Consider the following 17,732-nt stretch of genomic DNA (forward strand, 5'->3'; position numbering starts at 1 on the left):
CATGCGCGCCATCCCTCTACTCTCGCTTCTGCTCAGCGGCTGGTTCATCGTTCCAGCCCACGCCGACGAAGCTCAGGATTGGTTGAAACGTCTTGGGCAAGCCGAACAGCAGCAAAGCTTCCAGGGTACTTTCGTCTACGAGCGTAACGGTAGTTTTTCTACCCATAACATCTGGCATCGCGTCCAGGATGGTCAGGTCCGCGAGCGACTGATTCAGCTCGACGGTTCCGCTCAAGAGGTTGTGCGTGTTGATGGGCGTACCCAATGTGTCAGCGGTACGCTGGTGGCTGGACTGGGGGATGGCCCCAACGCTTCGGCCCACTCACTCGATCCAGAAAAGCTCAAGAATTGGTACGACCTTGCCGTCATCGGCAAGTCGCGTGTGGCTGGGCGTGCGGCGGTCATCGTTTCCCTGACCCCGCGGGACCAGCACCGTTATGGTTTTGAATTGCATCTGGACCGCGAAACGGGCCTGCCGCTGAAATCGTTGCTGTTGAACGATAAGGGGCAGTTGCTCGAGCGTTTCCAGTTCACTCGCCTGGATACGACGGATATACCGAAGGACAGCGAGCTGCAGGCCAGCGCCGAATGCAAGGCTGTGGCCCTGGACAGCGACAAGGCTTCCGCGGTGAAGGCTGCACAGACCTGGCACTCGGATTGGTTGCCGCCAGGCTTCGAATTGACCAGCAGCAGTGCACGCAAGGATCCCGACACCAAGACCATGGTCAACAGCCTGATGTACGACGATGGCCTGGCCCGCTTCTCGGTGTTCCTCGAACCGCTCAATGGTGCGACGGTGACCGACACCCGCACTCAGCTGGGCCCGACCGTGGCGGTCTCCCGACGCCTGACCACGCCAGAAGGCGAGATGATGGTGACAGTGGTGGGTGAGATACCTATCGGCACCGCCGAACGGATCGCCTTGTCGATGCGTACCGACGCCGCTGCGCCCAAGGCGCAGTGAGTATCAGCCTCAGGTGTTCATCGAGCGTTAATGTTGGTTGTGTAAGAGGTCTGCAATGCCAGCTCTGCAATCGAGATATCTACATGTTCGGTGATCATTTTCATTTGCAAAACCCCCTGTTTTTTCTTATAGGTCAGAGCCACTAGGTCCTGGCCTTGTTTGTCGTTTCCGGGACAAAAGTACTGCGCGAGTCGCTTGGTATTTCTTGTTCCCTATCGCTTAACCACGCTCGTTGCAATGGGAGCCGTATGTCGATACCACGTTTGAAATCCTATCTTTCCATTTTCGCTACTGTGCTGGTGCTCGGTCAGGTCGTCAGCGCGCAGGCGGCGGACTTGCCCGACTTCACGCAACTGGTCGAGCAGGCATCGCCTGCCGTGGTCAACATCAGTACCACGCAGAAGCTCCCGGACCGTAAGGTTTCCGCCCAGATGCCGGACCTCGAAGGCTTGCCGCCGATGCTGCGCGAGTTTTTCGAGCGTGGCATGCCGCCGCAGCCGCGTTCGCCACGGGGTGATCGCCAGCGTGAAGCCCAGTCCCTGGGTTCGGGCTTCATCATTTCGTCGGACGGTTACATCCTGACCAACAACCATGTGATTGCCGATGCGGATGAAATCCTTGTCCGTCTGGCCGACCGCAGCGAACTGAAAGCCAAGCTGATCGGCACCGATCCACGTTCCGACGTGGCATTGCTGAAGATCGATGGCAAGGACCTGCCAGTGCTGAAACTGGGCAAATCCCAGGACCTGAAGGCCGGTCAGTGGGTAGTGGCCATCGGTTCGCCGTTCGGTTTCGACCACACCGTGACCCAGGGCATCGTCAGTGCCATCGGTCGTAGCCTGCCGAACGAAAACTACGTGCCGTTCATCCAGACCGACGTGCCGATCAACCCGGGTAACTCCGGTGGTCCGCTGTTCAACCTGGCCGGTGAAGTCGTGGGTATCAACTCGCAGATCTACACCCGTTCCGGCGGCTTCATGGGGGTGTCCTTCGCGATCCCGATCGATGTTGCCATGGACGTTTCCAACCAGCTGAAAGCCGGTGGCAAAGTCAGCCGCGGCTGGCTGGGCGTGGTCATCCAGGAAGTGAACAAGGACCTGGCGGAGTCCTTCGGCCTGGAGAAGCCGGCCGGTGCGCTGGTGGCACAGATCCAGGACGACGGTCCGGCGGCCAAGGGCGGCCTGCAGGTGGGCGATGTGATCCTGAGCATGAACGGTCAACCGATCATCATGTCGGCGGACCTGCCGCATCTGGTGGGTGCCCTCAAGGCGGGCGCGAAAGCCAACCTTGAAGTGATTCGTGACGGCAAGCGCAAGAACGTCGAATTGACCGTTGGTGCGATTCCGGACGAAGACAAGGCCCTGGACGCCATCGGCAAGTCCGGTGTCGAGCGCAGCAGCAACCGTCTGGGCGTTGCGGTGGTCGAGCTGAGCGACGAGCAGAAGAAAACCTACGACCTCAAGGGCGGTGTGGTGATCAAGGAAGTTCAGGACGGCCCCGCGGCGTTGATCGGCCTGCAGCCGGGCGACGTGATCACTCACCTGAACAATCAGGCGATCACTTCGACCAAGAACTTCACTGAAATCGCCCAGGCGCTGCCGAAGAACCGTTCGGTCTCGATGCGGGTTCTGCGTCAGGGACGCGCCAGCTTCATTACCTTCAAGCTGGCCGAGTAATCCGTGTAGCGGATTGATTGCGCAATAAAAAGCCCGCCTCGAAAGAGGCGGGCTTTTTTGTGGGTACCGGTTGGGCTCAGCGCATCATGTCCTTGACCATCTGCTCCTGGTCCATCAGCTCACGCTGACGAGCGTCGATCCGCGAAGACAGGGGGAAATTGCTGCCGGCGCGACGTTTAGCGAAATCCAACTGCTGGATCGCCTGGCGATAGTCGCCGACCAGGGCAAAGTATTCGGCCCGCGCCTGATGCAGGCCGATGATATTGCCGGACAGGCCACGGGTTTCCGCCACCGAGTACCAGACGTCCGGATCGTCGGAGCGTGTCTTGAGCAGATTTTCCAGGGCCTTTTCGGCGTCCGCAGGGCGATTCTGCTTGAGCAGCAGATCGACCCTGACCTGGTTCAATGGGTAGTTGCCCGGGTACTGGGCAAGCATTTTATCCACCCGGGCCTGGGCGTCGGAAAAGCGGCTGGTAGCGGTATCCAGGTCGATCTGGGCCAGGTTGTAAGTAATGTCGTTAGGCTGCTTGGCCAGCAGCTGCTTGAGGTTTTCCCGGGCATCGTTGAACTGGCTGCCCTTGATCTGGGCGATGGCGAGGCCGTAGCGGGCGATATCGTTTTTCGGGTTTTCGTCGAGCTGGGCGCGGAAACGCTTGGCGCCCATGCCGGGAGACTCTTCGTAGATCAACTGCACCCGTGCGCGGATCAGTTGATAACGCAGGCTGTCTTCCTTGCCGCCGGCCTTGGCCTGTTCTGCGCGGTTGCGGGTGTCGGCGATCCGCGATTCGGTGACCGGGTGAGTCAGCAAGAACTCCGGCGGCTTGGCGTCGAAGCGGTACTGGCGCATCAGACGCTCGAACATGGTCGGCATGGAGCGCGGGTCATAACCGGCTTTTTCCAGGTTGAGGATGCCAATGCGGTCGGCTTCCTGCTCGTTCTGCCGAGAGAAGCGCCGTTGTTCCTGGATGGCCGCGGCCTGGGTGCCGGCAATGGCGGCGATCCCGGCGTCGCCACCGCCTGCCGCGGCGATCACGATACCGGCCAGCAGGGCGGCCATCATCGGCACCTGCATGCGCTGCGAGGCCTCGACGCCACGGGCGAAGTGGCGTTGCGACAAGTGCGCCAATTCGTGAGCCAGCACCGAGGCATATTCGCCTTCGGTCTGGGCGTTGAGGAACAGCCCGCCGTTGACCCCGACAATCCCGCCTGGAGCAGCAAAGGCGTTGAGTTGCGGGCTGTTGATCAGGATGAATTCGAGGCGCCGGTCATTGACCTGGCTGGTCTCGACCAGCTTGTAGACGCTGGTTTCGACGTAATCCTTGAGTTGCGGGTCGTTGAGTTGCGAAACCTGGCTGCGCAGCAGCGCCAGCCAGGCGCGGCCCAGTTGGTGTTCTTGTTGGGGGGAGACAATGGCAGAACTGGCATCACCGAGTGACGGCAGGTCGTCGGCGAAGCCTGGTGAGGCGAGCAGGCAAGCGAGCGTCAGCAGGGTAGGGCGCAAAAAAGTCATGCACAAAGCCTTAGTCGACAAAGAGTCTACTGTAGCCGGACACCAGGCCTTGGACCAGATATTCTAGGCACCTCGACGACCCTCCCGGAGTGACGCAATGACTGATGCTGTAGCCCACGACGCCGAGCTCGATGCCAGCGGCCTGAACTGCCCGCTGCCGCTGCTCAAGGCCAAGATGGAACTCAATCGCCTGGCCAGCGGCGCGGTGCTCAAGGTGATCGCCACGGATGCCGGTTCCCAGCGCGACTTTCGCACCTTTGCCCGTTTGGCCGGTCATACCTTGCTTCGCGAGGAAGACGAAGCCGGGGTCTATCGTTACTGGCTGAAGAAGGCCTGAACCGCCCCGGAAATCATCGCGCCTCTGTCTAAGGATCATTGATGTTCAAAGTGTTACGCGACTGGATTCAGCGCTACTTCTCCGATGAAGAGGCCGTGGTACTGGCCGTTCTGTTGTTCCTGGCCTTCACCGCGGTGCTGACCCTGGGCGGCATGCTCGCGCCGGTATTGGCGGGGATGGTGCTGGCCTACCTGATGCAAGGGCTGGTGCTGACCCTGGAGCGCTGGCGTTTGCCTGGCGGGGCGGCGGTGGGGCTGGTCTTTGCCTTGTTCATGGGGCTGCTGCTGGTGTTCATCGTGGTTGTCGTGCCGCTGCTGTGGCACCAGTTGATCACCTTGTTCAACGAGCTGCCGGGAATGCTCGCCAAGTGGCAATCGCTGCTTCTGCTGTTGCCGGAGCGTTATCCGCACCTGGTGTCTGACGAACAGGTGTTGCAGGCGATCGAGGTGGCGCGCGGCGAGATCGGCAAGTTCGGCCAGTGGGCGCTGACCTTTTCGCTGTCCAGCCTGCCGCTGCTGGTCAACATCATGATCTATCTGGTGCTGGTGCCGATCCTGGTGTTTTTCTTCCTCAAGGATCGGGCAATGATCAGCCAGTGGGTGCGCGGTTACCTGCCGCGCGAGCGGGCGCTGATCACCCGGGTGGCCCAGGAAATGAACCGGCAGATCGCCAATTACATTCGTGGCAAGGTGATCGAGATCGTCATTTGCGGCGGGGTGACCTACATCGCCTTCGTGGCCTTGGGGCTGAATTACGCGGCCCTGCTGGCGCTGCTGGTGGGGATTTCGGTGGTGGTGCCCTACGTCGGGGCGGTGGTGGTGACCGTGCCGGTGGCGCTGATTGCCTTGTTCCAGTGGGGCTGGAGCGATCAGTTCATCTATTTGATGGCGGTCTACGGGATCATTCAGACCCTGGACGGCAACGTGCTGGTGCCGCTGCTGTTCTCCGAGGCAGTGAACCTGCATCCGGTGGCGATCATCTGTGCGGTGCTGCTGTTTGGCGGGCTGTGGGGCTTCTGGGGGGTGTTTTTTGCGATTCCCCTGGCCACCCTGTTCAAGGCGGTACTGGATGCCTGGCCACGCAAGGAGCCGGTCGTGGCGCCTTTGCTGTAGAGCGGTTCTGTTCTGGAGACGAAAAGGGGGCGGCTGAATCAGCCGCCCCCTTTTTTTAGTCGGTTGCCCTGCTCAGGCCTTGTTCAGCGCCTGCGCGGCAGCCAGTACCGCATCCACGTGGCCCGGTACTTTCACGCCACGCCATTCCTGACGCAGCACGCCGTCCTTGTCGATCAGGAAGGTGCTGCGGTCGACGCCCATGTATTCCTTGCCGTAGAGCTTCTTCAGCTTGATCACATCGAACAGCTGGCAGACGGCTTCGTCCTTGTCGCTGATCAGCTCGAAGGGGAACTCCTGCTTGCACTTGAAGTTCTCGTGGGACTTCAGGCCATCGCGGGAGATGCCGAACACCTCGGTGTTGGCGGCCTTGAACGCGGCGTATTGATCACGAAAGCCCTGGCCTTCGGTGGTGCAGCCCGGGGTGCTGTCCTTCGGATAGAAGTAGATCACCACCTGCTTGCCCTTGAGCGCGGCGAGGCTGACGGTCTGACCGCTGGTGGCCGGGGCTTCAAAGTTGGCAACAGCTTGGTCGATGGCAACGGCCATTGGGGCTTCCTTACATTGGGTTCTGTGGGCGCCAAGGTTCGATCAACGCATCGAGATTCATTGCGTCGGCGAAGTCCAGGAACTGATCGCGCAGCCAGCTGATCTGGGTGCCGGCCGGCAAGGTCACGGTAAAGGTGGCGTTGAGCATGGTGCCGCCGGTCTGCGGGGCCTGATAGGTATCGCAGGTCAGGCTTTCCAGCTCGACATGATGATCGATGAAGAACTGGCACAGTTCATTGACGATGTCCGGGCGGTAGGCGGCGCTGACGTAAGCCACATAAGGCAGGGCCTGCGGGCGGTTTTCCAGGGCCGCGCTGCGCACCACATTGACGGTGAAGGCGTATTTCTTCGCCAGCGACGGCAGGCCGGCCTCCAGGCGCGCCAGGGCATCCCAGCTGCCGGAAACCTCCAGGACCAGCGCGCTGCACTCGCCGTGGCGGGTCAGGCGGGAGGTCACCACGGCGCAGCGGTTTTCATGGCTGGCGCGGCACAGGACGTTGGTCAGCTCCATGGGGTTGGCGCCGAGGGCACTGATGACAAGGAATTGTTCGCGGACTGTGGGGGTGGACATGCAGCATTCCTAAAGCGATGAGCGGTCGATACTTTTGCGGGCTCGAGTACTGGGTAAACATCCGGATGCGGTTTCAGAAGCCCTGAACCGCCAGGTTGCGACGAGCTCCATAAAAGGCGAGAGCGAAGGGCGGCAACGCGGGATTGGGGCTTCGGATGCCGAAAAGGGAGGCTGGAACCCGGCGTACAAGCTTAGCAGTACCGATCAAAGTCTGAAGGGTAGCGAAATACATCGCTCAGGGGAATGCTCGCCGCGCGGTACTTCGCTTGTGCAAGCATCTTGGCGCCAGTACCATTACCGCTCTCTTTTTCCGGCAGGAGCGGTTGCATGATTGCGGGCAGTATGGTGGCACTGGTCACACCCATGGATGCACAGGGTCGTCTCGACTGGGACAGCCTGAGCAAACTGGTGGACTTCCACCTGCAAGAGGGCACCAACGCCATTGTGGCGGTCGGCACTACAGGTGAGTCGGCTACCCTCGATGTGAACGAACACATCGAAGTGATTCGTCGCGTGGTCGCTCAGGTTGCAGGGCGTATCCCGGTGATCGCCGGTACCGGCGCGAACTCGACACGCGAGGCGATCGAGTTGACCACCAACGCGAAGATCGCCGGTGCCGACGCGTGCCTGCTGGTGACCCCTTATTACAACAAGCCGACGCAAGAAGGCCTGTATCAGCATTTCCGCGCCATTGCCGAAGCCGTCGATATCCCGCAGATCCTCTATAACGTGCCGGGTCGCACTGCTTGCGACATGAAGGCCGAGACCGTGATCCGCCTGTCGACCGTGCCGAACATCATCGGCATCAAGGAAGCCACCGGCGACCTGCAGCGCGCCAAGGACATCCTGGCCGGCGTGAGCAGCGACTTCCTGGTGTACTCCGGCGATGACGCAACCGCCGTCGAGCTGATCCTGCTGGGCGGCAAGGGCAATATTTCGGTGACCGCCAACGTGGCGCCAAAAGCCATGAGCGAGATGTGCGCCGCCGCGATGCGTGGCGATGCCGTCACCGCCCGGGCGATCCACGAGAAGCTGATGCCGCTCAACAAGACTCTGTTTATCGAATCCAACCCTATTCCCGTGAAATGGGCCCTGTGCGAGATGGGCTTGATGGCGAACGGTATCCGTCTGCCGCTCACCTGGCTCAGTGCTGCCTGTCACGAACCGCTGCGGCAGGCCATGCGCCAGTCCGGCGTATTGGTTTAATTGAGGAAGTACTACGCATGAAGCGATTGGCCGGACTTTCCGCACTTGCCTTGATTATCTCCAGCACCAGTGGCTGCGGTTGGATCTGGGGGCCGGAAGGCTACTTCCGTGACCGCGGCAGCGATTACCTGCAAGCGCAACAGACCGCACCGATGCAACTGCCGTCGGATGTCAGCACCTCCAAACGCCTTGATCCGCTGTTGCCGATTCCGCGCAACGTGGCCGACGACACCGTCAAGGGCGAATACATCGTGCCGCGTCCGCAGCCGTTGGGCTCGGTGGCCGATGCCAGCGACTACACCCTGCAGAAGAGTGGCGATGCGCGTTGGGTCATGGCCCAGCACGCCCCGGCCGAAGTCTGGCCGGTGGCCATGCAGTTCTTCCAGGACAACGGTTTCCGTATTGACGAACAACGCCCGCAAACCGGCGAGTTCACCACCGCCTGGCAGCGTTCCGACGAGCTCTCCGCATCCATGGCCAAGCGCCTGGGCAGCGTAGGTTCGGCCGATAACGAAACCCGCGTGCGGGTGCGTATCGAGCCAGGCGTGCAGCGCAATACCAGTGAAGTCTACGTGGTCAGCGCCGAGCGTCCTGTCGGCAGCACGTCCAGCGTCGATTTCACCAACCGCTCGGTCAACACCAGCCTGGATGCCGCGCTGGTCGACGAAATGCTCGCCAGCATGAGCCGCAGCGCCGAGAAGGGCGGTTCGGTCTCCCTGCTGGCCGCGCGTGATTTCGATACCCCTAGCCGTGTCAGCCTCACCGAAGACGGCAGCGGCAACGTGGTGCTCAACCTTGGCGAAGACCTCGACCGTGCCTGGTCGAGCGTCGGCCGCGCCCTGGAACAGGGCGAGTGGCGGGTTGAGGACATCAACCGCAGCCTGGGCCTGTACTACATCAACCTGGCGGAAAAAGCCGAGAAGAAAAACGACGAGCCGGGCTTCTTCGGCAAGTTGTTCGGCAGCGCGCCGGCCAAGGAAGAAATCGAAGCCCGCGCCGAGCGTTATCAGGTTCGCCTGAGCAAGGTGGGCGACAACGTCCAGGTCACCGTCGAGAAAGACATCAACACCGTTGCTCCGCCTGAAGTGGCGCGCAAAGTGTTGACTGTGATTCAGGACAACCTGGGCTGATCCGATGCGTTTCGCCGTTCTCGGCAGTGGTAGTCAAGGGAATGGCACGCTGATAGCCAGTGACGACACTTACGTCCTGGTGGATTGTGGTTTCTCCTTGCGCGAAACCGAGCGGCGCCTGCTGCGCCTGGGGGTAGCCCCCGCGCAGCTGAGCGCGATTCTGGTAACCCACGAACATGCCGACCACGTGCATGGCGTGGGTTTGCTGTCTCGGCGCTACAATTTACCGGTCTATCTCAGTCGCGGCACCTTGCGCGGGATGCGCAAACCGGTGGAAGCCGCGGGTTTTCTCGCCGGGGGCGAGACGCTTCAGGTCGGTGCCTTGAGCATCGACGTGACCCGCGTCGCCCACGATGCGCTGGAACCCGTGCAGTACGTGTTCAGTGACGGCCAGCGGCGTTTCGGCCTGCTGACCGACCTGGGTTCCTACTGCGAGACGGTGATCGACCGCTATCGCGGGCTGGATGCCTTGATGATCGAGGCCAATCACTGCCGCGACATGCTGGCCCGAGGTTACTACCCGTATTTCCTCAAGCAGCGGGTCGGTGGGGAAATGGGACATTTGAACAACCATCAGGCCGCAAGCCTGGTGGCCGAGTTGGGCTGGCAGGACCTGCAGCATCTGGTACTGGCCCATCTCAGCAGCAAGAACAACCTGCCGCAGCTGGCCCGGCAATGTTTTGTCGACACCCTCGGGTGCGACCCGGACTGGCTGCAACTGGCCGATCAAGATTCAGGGCTCGACTGGCGACACATCGCCTAGCCCACCTACTTAGCAAGCGGAGCCCATCATGGAAAAACGTGAAGAACTCTACCGTGGCAAAGCCAAATCGGTTTACAAGACCGACGACGCCGACCGCCTGGTCCTGCTGTTTCGCAACGACACCTCGGCGTTCGACGGCAAGCGTATCGAGCAGCTCGATCGCAAAGGCATGGTGAACAACAAGTTCAACGCCTTCATCATGCAGAAGCTCGAAGAGGCCGGCGTGCCGACCCAATTCGACAAACTGCTGGGCGACAACGAGTGCCTGGTGAAGAAGCTGGACATGATTCCGGTTGAGTGCGTCGTGCGTAATTACGCCGCCGGCAGCCTGGTCAAGCGCCTGGGTGTGGAAGAGGGCCTGAAACTCAACCCTTACACCTTCGAACTGTTCCTGAAGGACGACGCCAAGGGCGACCCGTTCATCAACGAGTCCCACGTCGTGGCGTTCGGCTGGGGCACCGCCGAGCAACTGGCGCGCATGAAAGAACTGTCGCTCAAGGTCAACGAAGTCCTGAGCAAGCTGTTCGACGACGCCGGCCTGCTGCTGGTGGACTTCAAGCTGGAGTTCGGCGTATTCCACGGCCAGATCGTCCTGGGCGACGAGTTCAGCCCGGATGGCTGCCGCCTGTGGGACAAGGAAACCCGCAAGAAGATGGACAAGGACCGCTTCCGTCAGGGCCTCGGTGATGTGATCGAAGCCTACGAAGAAGTCGCAAACCGTCTGGGCGTACCGCTGTAATCGACGCAACCGACTGATAGCACGGAAAAAATTTGCTCGAGGGGCTTCGCTTCGGGCAAAGGTGCTGTTATGATGCGCGCCGTTGGAGAGATGCCAGAGTGGCCGAATGGGACGGATTCGAAATCCGTTGTACCTTCGCGGGTACCTAGGGTTCGAATCCCTATCTCTCCGCCATTATTGAAGTAGCCGAAGCCCCTGAAAACGTTAAAGTTTTCAGGGGTTTCGTCGTTTCTGGCTGTTTTTATTCCCCCGCTTGTTCCCCCATTCGGATTTCGAGGGGGCACTCGATTCACATCGAGCATATTTACCCTCCCAGTCAGCTCCAGCCCAATGCATCACGCCGTCAGCGTATGGTCGGCCTCCCCGAACCAGGTGCGCACCAGATCGGGGCTGGGCGTAATAGCGTGGTCTAGCACCGCCACATCGACGAAGTGCTTGCCATTGTTGGCGCCATCGGGATCCACCTGCACAGTGATGTCGCTGCCGGACTGCGCCAGTTGGACAAAGTCGGCCACCTGGCTGGTGCCGCTGACGAAGTTGGCGTTGAGCAGCGCGGAGAGGTCGACGCTGTCACCTTCGGCGTAGTTGTAGTCGAGGATATGGTCACCGCCTTCATTTGCGTTGAGGTAGGCGAACACGTCGGCTCCCGCGCCGCCGCTGAGGGTGTCCTCGCCGCCACGACCCACGATGATGTCGTTGCCGTCGCCGCCACTGAGCGTGTCCGCGAGCATGCTGCCCACCAGTGTGCCGCTGGATTCGCCGTGGTAACTGACTTGGGTACCGGCTTCGCCCCCGTCGGTGACCTGGAAGTCTTCCGCCGAGTAGTGCCCCAGCAGGTTCACTTCGGCTCGATGTGCGCCGTCCTCCACCGTCAGCAGGCCACCGGCGCCAGAGGCGTTGGCGTTGTAGCTGAGCTGGGTGTTGGCGCCGAACGCGAGATCGCCGAACGTCAGCAAGTCATCGCTCTCGAGGCCGAGGATGCCGACCAGCGAGCCCGCTGCTTCAGCCTGGGCGATCACCAGCGAGCCCGCACCTTCGCCGTGGAAGGCGACGGAGGTGTGTGCGGCGCCGGCGAAGGTCAGGCTAGCGTCGCCGTCGATGGTCGCGCTGCCATTGCCGGTCACGTCGGCCAGCAGGTGCAGGTCGCCACCGTTGGCCCACAGATGGCCGGTGTTTTCGACCGCGCTGGCCACCGTCATGCCGCCTGTGCCGGTGGACTCCAGTACACCGCTGTTGGTGATGGTGTGGGTGCCGGTGTCGAGTACCAGACTGTTCAAGCCGCTCGCCAGGATCAGCCCCGCATTGGCCAGGATCATTTGCCCGCCACCCAACTGGCCGGCGCCGGAAATACGGTTGTCGACATTGGTCAGCACGGTGTCGGCGCTGCCGCCGAAAATCACGTTTTGCGCGTTGTCCGATAGCAGCACCTGGCCGCCACCGGTCAAGGTCGCGCCACGGAACAGAATCTCGAGGCTGGTCTCGTTGCCGGCGGAGCCGAGCTCGATGATGCCGCTGTTATGGATGCCGCCACCGAACGGCATGATCGCGCCGTCGGCAATACTGAGGGTGCCGCTGTTGTGGGTGAGCGGGTCCACATCGAACTGGAAGTTCGCTTCGCCCAGGTCCGCCGCATCGACACCTCTGAGGGTGACCGTCTGGCCGGAGCCGATGCTGACCAGGGCATTGCCGTTTGCATCGTTGGTGATGCTCAAGTCAGCGAAGGTGGTGGCGCCTGTGAAGCCGATCAAGTCGATCTTGTCCGCCGCGACGTCGAAATTGTAGATCTGGTTGTTGCCGATCGGCTGGGCGAAGACGAACGTGTCGGCACCGGACGAGCCGCTCAGGTTATCGTCAGCGGACAAGGCGAAGATCGGCGAGCCTGGGGCATAGACTTCGACGTTGTTGAACACGTAGGCGCTTGCGGTGCTGCCGTCACTGTTGCTCCAGTACAGGTTGACATCAAGCACCAACGCGCCCGCGAAGTCGCCTGGGGCTGTCACGGTCAAGGCGCCGGGATCGTTGGTCTGCACGGTCCAGGTACCGTCGCCATTGTCGGTTCCTGCATTGAACACCCACCCCGAAGGAACGCCGCTGATGGCCACTGTTACGGGGCCGTTAATCTCGGCCAGTGGAATGTTGAGGGCCAGGTTGATGGGCTCGCCGGCAACGCCTGCCGGAAGGTTTGCACTGCTCCCGGCAGCACCAGGATTACCCGCCAGGTCGGTGTAGCTGTTCGCGGCAACGTCGACTTTCACGCTACCGCCCTGCGTTCTGGTCAGCGTCGCTGTGTAGGTATCGCCATCAACCTGGGTAAAGTTACTGAAGGTTCCGCGGGGCGTTCCGCTCGTCGTAGTCACCGAGACATCCGAGAGGTTGAAGCCGCTCACCGTCTCACTGAACTGGAATGTGACCGTCGACGTCGAGCCAATCGAACCGCCTAAGGCTGTCCCTGTCACTGTCACCGTTGGCGGCACGCTATCGATTGGCGTCTCGACGACGTTCTGCACGTTTACCGTAATGGTCTGCGTGTCGGTTCCGCCATTGCCGTCGGCCACCTGAACGTCCACGACGTAGGCATTGTCGCCGCCGGTACCACCGATATCCTGGGGATTCTCGTAATCGGGCGCCGAATTGAACGTCAGCACTCCGCTCGCACTGATCGAGAATTTGCCGAAGTCCGTCCCGGCCGTATTCAGGATCGAGTAGCTCAGCGTCTGCGCGGGTAGATCGGCATCGGTCGCTACCACCGTGGTGACTGCCGTGGTGTTCTCCGCCACATTGACCGAAGCCGTCGTACCACCGCCGTTGGAGGTGATCACCGGGCTGTTGTCGTTGACGCCCGTCACGGTTACCGCGATCGCCTGGTCGTCAAACAGCGTGCCGTCCGACGCCCGCACAATCACGTCATAAACGTTGTTCGTTCCCGAATCGGTCGGCGCTTCAAAGTTGGGGGCAGAGATAAAGCTCAGCGCGCCTGTGCCTGAAGCGATCGAGAACTTCGTGGCATCCGCTCCGCCGACGATGCTGTAGCTCAGCGTTTGTGCCGGTAGATCAACATCGGTCGCCGCCACTGTCGTGACTGCTGTGCTGTTCTCCGCCAGGTTGACCGAAGCTGTCGCACCACCGCCGTTGGAGGTGATAGTCGGCAAGTCATTGCTGCCGGCGATATGCACCGTGACCGAGGTGGGGGTGCCATCGGCACTGCTCACCGCGAAGGTGTCGGTGTAGGTGGTGCCAGCGGCGAACTCGTTGTGCGCGGTATCGGCGACGTAGGTCCAGACACCGCCGGTGCCGATGGAGAACTTGCCGTAGCTGCCGACGGTGTTGGTTTGGGCGACGAAGATTGCGGAGCTGTCGACGTCGCTGATGGTCAGGGTGCCGGTGGTGGAGATGTCGACGGCGGCATCGGTCTCGGTGAGGTTGGCGATGCTAGCGGACAGCACGGCGGCATCGTTGGTGCCGAGAATATGCACAGTGACCGAAGTGAGGGTGCCATCGGCACTGCTCACCGCGAAGGTATCGGTGTAGGTGGTGCCGGCGGCGAACTCATTGTGGGCGGAGTCGGCGGTGTAGGTCCAGGCGCCGCCGGTGCCGATGGAGAACTTGCCGTAGTTGCCGGCGGTATTGGTCTGCGCGACGAAGGTTGCGGCGCTGTCGACGTCGCTGATGGTCAGGGTGCCGGCGGTGGAGATGTCGACGGCGGCATTGGTCTCGGTGAGGTTGGCGATATCGGCGGACAGCACGGCCGCATCATTGGTGCCGGCGATATGCACCGTGACCGAGGTGAGGGTGCCGTCGGCACTGTTTACCGCGAAGGTGTCGGTGTAGGTGGTGCCGACGGCGAACTCGTTGTGCGCGGTATCGGCGACATAGGTCCAGGCACCACCGGTGCCGATGGAGAACTTGCCGTAGTTGCCGGCAGTGTTGGTTTGGGCGACGAAGGTTGCGGCGCTGTCGACGTCGCTGATGGTCAGGGTACCGGCGGTTGAGATGTCGACGGCAGCATTGGTCTCGGTGAGGTTGGCGATATCGGCGGACAGCACGGCCGCATCATTGGTGCCGGCGATATGCACCGTGACCGAGGTGAGGGTGCCGTCGGCACTGCTTACCGCGAAGGTGTCGGTGTAGGTGGTGCCGACGGCGAACTCGTTGTGCGCGGTATCGGCGACATAGGTCCAGGCACCGCCGGTGCCAATGGAGAACTTGCCGTAGTTGCCGGCGGTGTTGGTTTGGGCGACGAAGGTCGCGGCGCTGTCGACGTCGCTGATGGTCAGGGTGCCGGCGGTGGAGATGTCGACGGCGGCATTGGTCTCGGTGAGGTTGGCGATGCCGGTGGACAGCACGGCGGCATCGTTGGTGCCGAGGATATGCACAGTGACCGAAGTGAGGGTGCCATCGGCACTGCTCACCGCGAAGGTGTCGGTGTAGGTGGTGCCGGCGGCGAACTCGTTGTGGGCGGAGTCGGCGACATAGGTCCAGGCACCGCCGGTGCCGATGGAGAACTTGCCGTAGTTGCCGGCGGTGTCGATTTGCGCCTAGAAGCTTTCCGGGCTGTCGATATCGCTGACGGTCAGGCTGCCGCCGGTGGTTAGCGGAGCATTGGTTTCGCTCAGCGTGACGCTGGCCGAGGACAGCACGGCGGCGTCGTTGGTACCGGTGACGGTAACGGTCACCAACTGGGTATCCACGCCGCCGAGGCCATCGCTGACCTGAACACTGAACACTTCGTCATGACTTTCGCCCGCCTTGAGCGATTGCACCGAACTGGAAACGCCATCGGTGCCGTTGGCCAGGGTGTAGGTCCACTGGCCGCTGCTGTCCACAGCAATCGAACCGTAGCTGCCAGTTGGCGAGCCATTGATGCTCCAGCTGGCGGTGGCATCGTGGTCGATATCGGCCGAGCTGAATTGACCGCTGACGCTGAGGGTGGTGTCTTCCTTCACGGTGCCGGCATCGTTGCCGGTGGCGACGCTGATCACCGGCGCGTCGTTGCTGCCGGTGACGGTAACGGTCACTAGCTGGGTATCGACGCCTCCGAGGCCATCGCTGACCTGCATGCTGAACACCTCATCATGACTTTCGCCAGCCTTCAGCGATTGCACCGCACTGGCAACGCCATCAGTGCCGTTGGCCAGGGTGTATGTCCACTGGCCGGTGCTGTCCACGATGATCGAGCCATAGCTGCCGGTGTTTGCCCCAACGATGCTCCAGGTGGCCGTGGCATCGTGGTCGATGTCGGCCGAGCTGAATTGGCCGCTAATGCTAAGGGTGGTGTCTTCCTTCACGGTGCCGGCATCGTTGCCGGTGGCGAAGTTGAGTACCGGTGCATCGTTGCTGCCGGTAATGGTGATGGTGACGGTCTGCGTCGCTGAAGCCGCGTTTGCCGCGCCGCTGTTGTCGGTGGCGACCACCCTGTACGAGAAGGTGATGGTTTCACCGGCGCCGAGGAAGTCGAGGTTCTGGCTGCTGCTGTAGTCCCAGCTGTTCTGATCGACCGAGAAGCCGGCGACCAGTGCCGAAGCCACGCCCGCATTGAGTGTGCCACCGCTCCAGGCGATGTTGCCGTTGGCGGTGTGCGACACGGTCACCACGTCGATGTTGTCCAGGTCGGCAAAGCTCAGGGCGCCGCTGTCGCTCAATGTGGCGGTGCCGTTGCCTTCGTTCATCGCTCCGGTAGTGTCGGCAATCGTCAGCGTCGGCCGGTCGTTGGTGCCGGTGATGGTAATGGTCACGGTCTGCACCGCGCCGTCGCCGATCGCCACGTTATAGGTCTGGGTGAGGGTCTGGCCTTCGCCCAGGAACTGCAGGGCGGCGTTGTCTACCGCGAAGTGCCAGCCCAGCGAGCCGCTGCCCGTGCCGGTGCTGTCGTTCAGCGGGTCTGTAGTGAAGCTGCCCAGGTAGCCGGAAGCGCCCGGCGTGACGGTAACGCTGTGGGTGTCGATCAGGTCGGCGTCGGTAAAGGTGATGTTGCCGCTGGCAGCGTAGTCGCCGCTGTCTTCCTTGGCATCTCCGGCCTGCACGCCGCTGGTGATCTGCACCTGGTCGTTGGTACCCGTGATGGTGATGGTCACATTCTGCGTTGTCGACGAGCCATGCCCGTCACTGACGGTGACCACATAAGTTTCGCTGGCCGTCTGACCCTGGGCCAGGGACTGGGCTGCCGCGTTATTCAAGGCATAAGTCCAGTTGACGGTGCCGTTGGCCGCATTGGCGGCTTCAGTCACCGAAGCGAGGGCGAAGTTGCCCAGCGCTGTGGCATTGCCTGGCGCCGCCTTGAAAGAGGCGGTATGCGTGTCGCTCAGATCGACATCGTTAAAGGCAATCGTGCCCGTCGCGCTGTGCGAGTCGGTCGGGCTCGATGTCGTGGCCGCATCTTCGGTTACGGTACCGGCCTGTGCGCCAAGGCTCATCGTCACGCTGTCATTCGCACCTGCAAATTGCACCTGCGCAGTGGCCCAGCTGAGCGTGCCATTGCCGAGACGAATCGCGTACGTAAAGCTGTCTGTCAGGGACGTTCCGGCAGCAAGCGCCTGAAGTTGCGCCTTGAAAGCAGTCGATAAGGTCGCGGCGTCGTAGCCGACTTTTCCATCCGACGTAATCCAGATTTTTGCGCCATTGAAGCTGGTGTCAGAACTCGTCGCCTCGACTCTGCTCGTGTCCTGGAGCAGGAGATCGGCCGGAGCATAAACCTTGGTGGCAGTAGAAAGGCTGGTCGCGTTATCGAGTGACCAGAGTGTCTTGGCGTTGCCGCCCAGGTCGTTGGACATGACGTCCAGATACACGATCCCCAGCAGGTCTTCAGTGATGGCCGCGCTGCTCGTGCCAATGACACCTGTAGTGAAAATGTCGTCCTGCGCCTGCGGTGTATTGGAAAACGAGGTTGTGGTGCCGCCGCTGGTCGTTGTGGTGGTAGCCATGTCTTTCTCCCGAGAATGCTTTTTTTAGAATCGCCAGGTCCTGCTGACAGGACGAAGTCCCATGCTTGTACCGCTCAGGGTGTCAAGGAGCGGTGCGAGCTGATCCCGGACATCGTCGGCCGTCTGGGCCTGCCGGAAGAGGGACGCCGGTGGCGTGCAGGTGAAGAAGTTCGCCGTACTTGAAAAGCGAATCGCAGGAGCGGTCGGGCGAACATGGGCCCAAGCCTGGGGCTGCGCTGCGCATGGTGCGCAATAGCCTGA

At 61.6% G+C, this 17,732-nt stretch carries 13 protein-coding genes and 1 tRNA gene; 9 read left to right on the top strand and 5 right to left on the bottom strand.

All coding sequences use genetic code 11. From position 1 onward, the window contains the following. Position 1: 1 nt before the first annotated feature. Together C4K38_RS07290 and C4K38_RS07295 are read left to right on the top strand one after the other, a co-directional pair. Entirely contained in the window at positions 2 to 964 is a 963-nt protein-coding gene (locus C4K38_RS07290) for a MucB/RseB C-terminal domain-containing protein (RefSeq protein ID WP_053277818.1), read from the top strand. 248 nt (positions 965 to 1,212) lie between these two features. Next, positions 1,213 to 2,640, top strand: a complete 1,428-nt coding sequence (locus C4K38_RS07295; RefSeq protein WP_053277819.1) for a DegQ family serine endoprotease — start codon at positions 1,213 to 1,215, stop codon at positions 2,638 to 2,640. Positions 2,641 to 2,716: 76 nt separating this feature from the next. On the opposite strand, the gene C4K38_RS07300 is transcribed toward C4K38_RS07295, so the two are convergent. Then, positions 2,717 to 4,150: a M48 family metalloprotease gene (locus C4K38_RS07300; RefSeq protein ID WP_025805022.1), complete on the bottom strand. Its 1,434-nt coding sequence runs from the start codon at positions 4,148 to 4,150 to the stop codon at positions 2,717 to 2,719. Positions 4,151 to 4,247: 97 nt separating this feature from the next. On the opposite strand from C4K38_RS07300, the gene C4K38_RS07305 reads away from it, so the two are divergent. Both C4K38_RS07305 and C4K38_RS07310 read left to right on the top strand, forming a co-directional pair. Continuing rightward, a complete protein-coding gene (locus C4K38_RS07305) occupies positions 4,248 to 4,487 on the top strand; it encodes a sulfurtransferase TusA family protein (protein ID WP_007930235.1) in 240 nt (79 codons plus the stop codon). Positions 4,488 to 4,528: 41 nt separating this feature from the next. Then, a complete protein-coding gene (locus C4K38_RS07310) occupies positions 4,529 to 5,599 on the top strand; it encodes an AI-2E family transporter (RefSeq protein ID WP_007930236.1) in 1,071 nt (356 codons plus the stop codon). A gap of 72 nt (positions 5,600 to 5,671) precedes the next feature. On the opposite strand, the gene C4K38_RS07315 is transcribed toward C4K38_RS07310, so the two are convergent. Both C4K38_RS07315 and C4K38_RS07320 read right to left on the bottom strand, forming a co-directional pair. Then, complete coding sequence (locus C4K38_RS07315; protein ID WP_053277820.1) at positions 5,672 to 6,145, bottom strand: peroxiredoxin; 474 nt, start codon at positions 6,143 to 6,145, stop codon at positions 5,672 to 5,674. A gap of 10 nt (positions 6,146 to 6,155) precedes the next feature. Then, complete coding sequence (locus C4K38_RS07320; protein WP_053277821.1) at positions 6,156 to 6,716, bottom strand: glycine cleavage system transcriptional repressor; 561 nt, start codon at positions 6,714 to 6,716, stop codon at positions 6,156 to 6,158. 327 nt (positions 6,717 to 7,043) lie between these two features. On the opposite strand from C4K38_RS07320, the gene dapA reads away from it, so the two are divergent. The 5 genes from dapA (at position 7,044) to C4K38_RS07350 (ending at position 10,728) form a co-directional block, all read left to right on the top strand. Continuing rightward, complete coding sequence (gene dapA / locus C4K38_RS07330) at positions 7,044 to 7,922, top strand: 4-hydroxy-tetrahydrodipicolinate synthase (RefSeq protein ID WP_038581455.1); 879 nt, start codon at positions 7,044 to 7,046, stop codon at positions 7,920 to 7,922. Between the two features lie 17 nt (positions 7,923 to 7,939). Next, positions 7,940 to 9,052 (top strand): NlpB/DapX family lipoprotein, encoded by a 1,113-nt coding sequence (gene bamC / locus C4K38_RS07335; RefSeq protein WP_053277822.1) that lies wholly within the window; start codon positions 7,940 to 7,942, stop codon positions 9,050 to 9,052. 4 nt (positions 9,053 to 9,056) lie between these two features. After that, complete coding sequence (locus tag C4K38_RS07340; RefSeq protein ID WP_053277823.1) at positions 9,057 to 9,815, top strand: MBL fold metallo-hydrolase; 759 nt, start codon at positions 9,057 to 9,059, stop codon at positions 9,813 to 9,815. Between the two features lie 28 nt (positions 9,816 to 9,843). Continuing rightward, positions 9,844 to 10,554 (top strand): phosphoribosylaminoimidazolesuccinocarboxamide synthase, encoded by a 711-nt coding sequence (purC, locus tag C4K38_RS07345; RefSeq protein WP_007930242.1) that lies wholly within the window; start codon positions 9,844 to 9,846, stop codon positions 10,552 to 10,554. An 84-nt stretch (positions 10,555 to 10,638) separates the two neighbouring features. Next, a tRNA-Ser gene (locus C4K38_RS07350) sits at positions 10,639 to 10,728 on the top strand. Between the two features lie 161 nt (positions 10,729 to 10,889). Here the strand turns inward: C4K38_RS07350 and C4K38_RS32515 are convergent. Beyond that, positions 10,890 to 15,083, bottom strand: a complete 4,194-nt coding sequence (locus C4K38_RS32515) for a beta strand repeat-containing protein (protein ID WP_269458529.1) — start codon at positions 15,081 to 15,083, stop codon at positions 10,890 to 10,892. A 6-nt stretch (positions 15,084 to 15,089) separates the two neighbouring features. Then, the gene (locus tag C4K38_RS32520; RefSeq protein ID WP_231998563.1) at positions 15,090 to 17,471 is read right to left on the bottom strand and encodes a VCBS domain-containing protein; all 2,382 of its coding nucleotides are present in this window, start codon (positions 17,469 to 17,471) and stop codon (positions 15,090 to 15,092) included. Positions 17,472 to 17,732: the final 261 nt, after the last annotated feature.

Origin of the sequence: Pseudomonas chlororaphis subsp. piscium (assembly GCF_003850345.1) — a bacterium.
Taxonomy (GTDB): Bacteria; Pseudomonadota; Gammaproteobacteria; order Pseudomonadales; family Pseudomonadaceae; genus Aquipseudomonas; species Aquipseudomonas piscium.

Excerpts from the sequence above, each read along its gene's own strand:
- C4K38_RS07290 (WP_053277818.1), top strand. The coding sequence starts at position 2 with ATGCGCGCCATCCCTCTACTCTCGCTTCTGCTCAGCGGCTGGTTCATC.
- C4K38_RS07295 (WP_053277819.1), top strand. The coding sequence starts at position 1,213 with ATGTCGATACCACGTTTGAAATCCTATCTTTCCATTTTCGCTACTGTG.
- C4K38_RS07300 (WP_025805022.1), bottom strand. The coding sequence starts at position 4,150 with ATGACTTTTTTGCGCCCTACCCTGCTGACGCTCGCTTGCCTGCTCGCC.
- C4K38_RS07305 (WP_007930235.1), top strand. The coding sequence starts at position 4,248 with ATGACTGATGCTGTAGCCCACGACGCCGAGCTCGATGCCAGCGGCCTG.
- C4K38_RS07310 (WP_007930236.1), top strand. The coding sequence starts at position 4,529 with ATGTTCAAAGTGTTACGCGACTGGATTCAGCGCTACTTCTCCGATGAA.
- C4K38_RS07315 (WP_053277820.1), bottom strand. The coding sequence starts at position 6,145 with ATGGCCGTTGCCATCGACCAAGCTGTTGCCAACTTTGAAGCCCCGGCC.
- C4K38_RS07320 (WP_053277821.1), bottom strand. The coding sequence starts at position 6,716 with ATGTCCACCCCCACAGTCCGCGAACAATTCCTTGTCATCAGTGCCCTC.
- dapA (WP_038581455.1), top strand. The coding sequence starts at position 7,044 with ATGATTGCGGGCAGTATGGTGGCACTGGTCACACCCATGGATGCACAG.
- bamC (WP_053277822.1), top strand. The coding sequence starts at position 7,940 with ATGAAGCGATTGGCCGGACTTTCCGCACTTGCCTTGATTATCTCCAGC.
- C4K38_RS07340 (WP_053277823.1), top strand. The coding sequence starts at position 9,057 with ATGCGTTTCGCCGTTCTCGGCAGTGGTAGTCAAGGGAATGGCACGCTG.
- purC (WP_007930242.1), top strand. The coding sequence starts at position 9,844 with ATGGAAAAACGTGAAGAACTCTACCGTGGCAAAGCCAAATCGGTTTAC.
- C4K38_RS32520 (WP_231998563.1), bottom strand. The coding sequence starts at position 17,471 with ATGGCTACCACCACAACGACCAGCGGCGGCACCACAACCTCGTTTTCC.